Origin of the sequence: Streptomyces sp. NRRL WC-3549 (assembly GCF_000721935.1) — a bacterium.
In the GTDB taxonomy this organism is placed as follows: Bacteria; Actinomycetota; Actinomycetes; order Streptomycetales; family Streptomycetaceae; genus Streptomyces.
Map to the genome: position 1 here is coordinate 419,949 of NZ_KL585394.1, position 3,815 is coordinate 423,763.

Annotated in this window: 6 protein-coding genes and 1 pseudogene; 1 reads left to right on the forward strand and 6 read right to left on the reverse strand. The window is 72.7% G+C overall.

Annotated elements, in window-relative coordinates; translation table 11 throughout:
* Nucleotides 1–323 (forward strand): THUMP-like domain-containing protein (locus tag IH13_RS0112670; protein WP_420713352.1); only part of this gene is annotated, 323 nt, incomplete at its 5' end.
* Here IH13_RS0112670 and IH13_RS0112675 read toward each other — a convergent pair.
* The 6 genes and pseudogenes from IH13_RS0112675 to rimI form a co-directional block, all read right to left on the reverse strand.
* On the reverse strand, nucleotides 324–944 hold the full coding sequence (locus IH13_RS0112675; RefSeq protein WP_031083886.1) for a hypothetical protein: 621 nt from the start codon (nucleotides 942–944) through the stop codon (nucleotides 324–326).
* Between the two features lie 104 nt (nucleotides 945–1,048).
* Nucleotides 1,049–1,280: pseudogene (locus tag IH13_RS37325) on the reverse strand (dsRBD fold-containing protein).
* 51 nt (nucleotides 1,281–1,331) lie between these two features.
* Nucleotides 1,332–1,796 carry a VOC family protein gene (locus tag IH13_RS0112685; RefSeq protein WP_031083888.1) on the reverse strand — a complete coding sequence of 155 codons (465 nt, stop codon included), beginning with the start codon at nucleotides 1,794–1,796 and terminating at the stop codon, nucleotides 1,332–1,334.
* A gap of 103 nt (nucleotides 1,797–1,899) precedes the next feature.
* Complete coding sequence (locus IH13_RS0112690; RefSeq protein ID WP_031083890.1) at nucleotides 1,900–2,169, reverse strand: hypothetical protein; 270 nt, start codon at nucleotides 2,167–2,169, stop codon at nucleotides 1,900–1,902.
* Nucleotides 2,166–3,266, reverse strand: a complete 1,101-nt coding sequence (tsaD, locus tag IH13_RS0112695; protein ID WP_031083892.1) for a tRNA (adenosine(37)-N6)-threonylcarbamoyltransferase complex transferase subunit TsaD — start codon at nucleotides 3,264–3,266, stop codon at nucleotides 2,166–2,168. Before tsaD ends, IH13_RS0112690 begins: the two co-directional genes overlap by 4 nt.
* On the reverse strand, nucleotides 3,266–3,754 hold the full coding sequence (gene rimI, locus IH13_RS0112700; RefSeq protein ID WP_031083894.1) for a ribosomal protein S18-alanine N-acetyltransferase: 489 nt from the start codon (nucleotides 3,752–3,754) through the stop codon (nucleotides 3,266–3,268). Before rimI ends, tsaD begins: the two co-directional genes overlap by 1 nt.
* Between the last annotated feature and the right edge of the window lie 61 nt (nucleotides 3,755–3,815).

The window sequence follows — 3,815 nt, forward strand, 5'->3', positions numbered from 1 at the left end:
GGGCCGCCGTCGTGGCGGAGTGCGGCGGCCGGCTGATCGACGAGACGATCGCGTACGTCACCTCCGACGAGCCCCGTGAGTCCGCGTACGCGACCGGCTACGAGATCACCGACCAGCTGCCCTTCAACATGAAGAAGCTGAAAGCCCTCCTGCGGGAGCGGGGGGTCGGTGTGCTGACCGTCAAGAAGCGCGGCTCCCCGGTCGAACCGGAGGAGCTGCGCCGGAAGATGAAGCTCCAGGGGCCCGCCACGGCCACCGTGTTCCTGACCCGGGTGGCCGGGGCGCCGACGATGCTGCTCGGGCACCCGTTGAAGCGGCCCTGATCAGCGGCCGCCCACCGCCCGCAGCACCCAGCGGCGGTGGCTGAACGCCTTGACCAGGCCGATCAGTCCGGTCAGCCAGGCGATGAGGCCGAGCCCCATCCACAGGGCGACCTCTCCGTAGCTCTCCTCCCCCGGCCGGGCCCCCGCCGGGACGGACACGCAGGTGAACAGCCCCGCCGCGCACAGCAGGAAGGACAGCACCAGCCAGACCGCGCTCGCCCGCGGGACACGCAGCCGGCGGTCCCCCTCCGGGTCGCGTTCCAGGCGCCCCCACGCGTCCAGGAGCCGGCGGACCCGCCGGTCACGTGCGACGCCGAGGGCCATGAACACGGCTGCGGGGACGAGGCAGCAGACACCGACGACGGCGGAGGCGACCCCCAGCAGCGCGCCGAAGAGGTCGTCCACGGTCTCGACCGCGAGGAGCGACGCACCGACGCCCGTCCAGCCCACCGCACCGAGCCCCGCCCAGACGCAGAGCAGCCCCAACTGCCCTGGACCGACGTGCATCCTGACGAGTTCACCCAGGACCACGGCCCGGTCCCGGAGCAGGGCCTCACGGTCGGGCCAGGTGCGCACCTCCACGGGCGGCGGGGGCGGCGGGAGCGGTGAACGGCGTGCCATGCACGGGACATTACCGATCCCGGGTCCCCCGCCGGAACACCCGCCGGTTCACGGGCGGGAGACCTGCCCGCGCCTCGGGGACCGGTGGGTCAGGACGCCCCGGGTCAGGGGGCCAGCGGGTACGACGCCCGGCCGGACGCCTCGTCGATCTCGTCGTGCGCCTTGGTGAGGAGCTTCGTCGCGAGTTCGTCGAGCGCCCGGGCGCCGGCGATCTCCTCGCCCACCCGGGGCTGTTCGGCGTCGGAGGGGGAGCCGTACCAGGGCGACGGCGCGGGTCCGGTGGGTGTCCTCCGCGAATTCCAGCTCGACGTGCCATCCGACCGTGGTCTCCGTCATGGCGGTCACCTCCTGGGAGTCCTGTTACCAGGCTGCTCCTTCCAGGGTGCCTCAGGCGTTGCGGAGTGTCTCGGCGTCCAGCTTGCGCATCCCGAGCATCGCCTTCATGACGCGCTCCGCCCTGGCCTTGTCGGGCCCGGCGAGCAGCTCGGGCAGCACGCTGGGGACGATCTGCCAGGAGAAGCCGTACTTGTCCCTGAGCCAGCCGCAGTCGCTCTCCGCACCGCCCTCGGTGAGCGCCTCCCAGAGCCGGTCCACCTCGTCCTGGGTCGCGCAGTCGACGGAGAGGGAGACGGCCTCGGAGAACGTGAACTCGGGGCCGCCGTTGAGCGCCATGTACTCCTGGCCGGCGAGCACGTACTCCACGGTCAGCACCGTGCCGATCTCACCCGGCGCGGCCTCGCCGTTGTAGGTGACGTTCGTGACGCGGGAGTCGCCGCCGAAGACGGAGACGTAGAACTCGGCGGCCTCCTGGGCCTGGCCGTCGAACCACAGGCAGGGCCTGATCTTCTGCATGGTCTTCTCCCTCGCTCGGTGCTCCGCGTCCTCGATGACGCTGTGCAAGGTAGACCGGCCCCGGGCGGGGAACTCACCGGAACACGCCGGGTGAGGGCTCCGCTCAGCCGTCCGCGGGCCCGAGCGACTCGAAACGCCAGCGGTGCACCGCGCGGGTCACCAGCTCCGCGTCCGGCTCGGGCAGCTCCGGCAGTTCGGCGTCGTACGCGGCGTCCCACCAGGTGAGGACCAGCACCCGGTCCTGCGGGGCGCGCAGCAGTTCGCTGCGGAGCGGACGCGCGGCCAGCTCGCCCGCACGGGCGCGGGCCCACTCCAGCAGCTCGGCCCCCCGGCCCGCGGCGGCACGGGCCTCCCACATCAGGGCGACGGTCATGAGTAGAGGTTTTCCTTGCTGATCTCGTGCACGTGGTCGTGGTCGTGGCTGTGCGCCCCCGGTACGTGGGTCTCGGTCACCGGCAGCGAGGAGTCCGCCGAGAGTCCCAGGTCGGAGGCGGGTCGGTTGCGGGCGACCATCTCGGCGCCCAGTGCGGCGACCATCGCGCCGTTGTCCGTGCACAGCCCGGGACGGGGCACCCGCAGCCGGATCCCGGCCCGCTCGCACCGGTCCTCGGCCAGGGCGCGCAGCCGCGAGTTGGCCGCGACGCCGCCGCCGATCATCAGGTGGTCGACGCCCTCGTCCTTGCAGGCCCGCACGGCCTTGCGGGTGAGCACGTCCACCACGGCCTCCTGGAAGGACGCCGCCACGTCCCGTACCGGCACCTCCTCGCCGGCCGCCCGCTTGGCCTCGATCCAGCGGGCCACGGACGTCTTGAGGCCGGAGAAGGAGAAGTCGTACGGGGCGTCGCGCGGACCGGTCAGCCCGCGCGGGAACGCGATCGCCGCCGGGTCGCCCTCGCGTGCCAGCCGGTCGATGACCGGGCCGCCGGGGAAGCCGAGGTCCAGCACCCGGGCGATCTTGTCGAACGCCTCGCCCGCCGCGTCGTCGATGGTCGCGCCCAGCGGCCGTACGTCGCTCGTGATGTCCGGGGCCAGCAGCAGCGAGGAGTGCCCGCCGCTGACCAGCAGGGCCATGGTCGGCTCGGGCAGCGGGCCGTGCTCCAGCTGGTCCACGCAGATGTGCGAGGCGAGGTGGTTGACCCCGTACAGCGGCTTGTCCAGGGCGTACGCGTACGCCTTGGCCGCCGACACCCCGACGAGCAGGGCCCCGGCGAGTCCGGGTCCCGCCGTGACCGCGATGCCGTCGAGGTCACGGGCGCTGATCCCGGCGTCCTTCAGCGCGCGCTCGATGGTGGGGACCATCGCCTCCAGGTGCGCGCGGGAGGCGATCTCCGGCACGACCCCGCCGAAGCGGGCGTGGGTGTCGACGCTGGACGCGACGGCGTCGGCGAGCAGGGTCGTCCCGCGCACGATGCCGACGCCGGTCTCGTCGCAGGAGGTCTCGATACCGAGTACGAGCGGTTCGTCAGCCATCAGTCTGTCTCTGTTCCTTGTACGGTCAGGCGCATGACGAGTGCGTCGATGTTCCCGGGCTGGTAGTAGCCCCGGCGGAAGCCGATGGGCTCGAAGCCGAAGCGTTCGTACAGCTTCTGCGCGCGGGTGTTGTCGACCCGGACCTCCAGGAGCACCGCGGCGCACTCGAAGGCGGTGGCGTGCCGGAGCAGGTCGGTCAGGAGTTCCGAGCCGAGTCCGCCGCCCCAGTGGCTGCGGCTGACCGCGATGGTCTGGACGTCGGCGAGGTCGCCGGCCGAGGCGAGGCCCGCGTAGCCGACGACCCGGCCGTCGGGGTCCTCGGCGACGACGTAGCGGTGGGTGGCCCGGGGGCCGCGGGCGCGGGCCAGCTCGGACCAGAACATGCCGGTGGACCAGGCGTCGTCGGGGAACAGCTCGTGTTCCAGCTCCAGCACCGGGTCGATGTCCCACCAGCGCATCTCGCGGAGCACAGCGGTCGCGGTGGTCACTGGGGGGTGACCACCTTGTAGTTCTTCGGGACCTGGGCGTCGGGCCTGCGCGGGTAGAGCG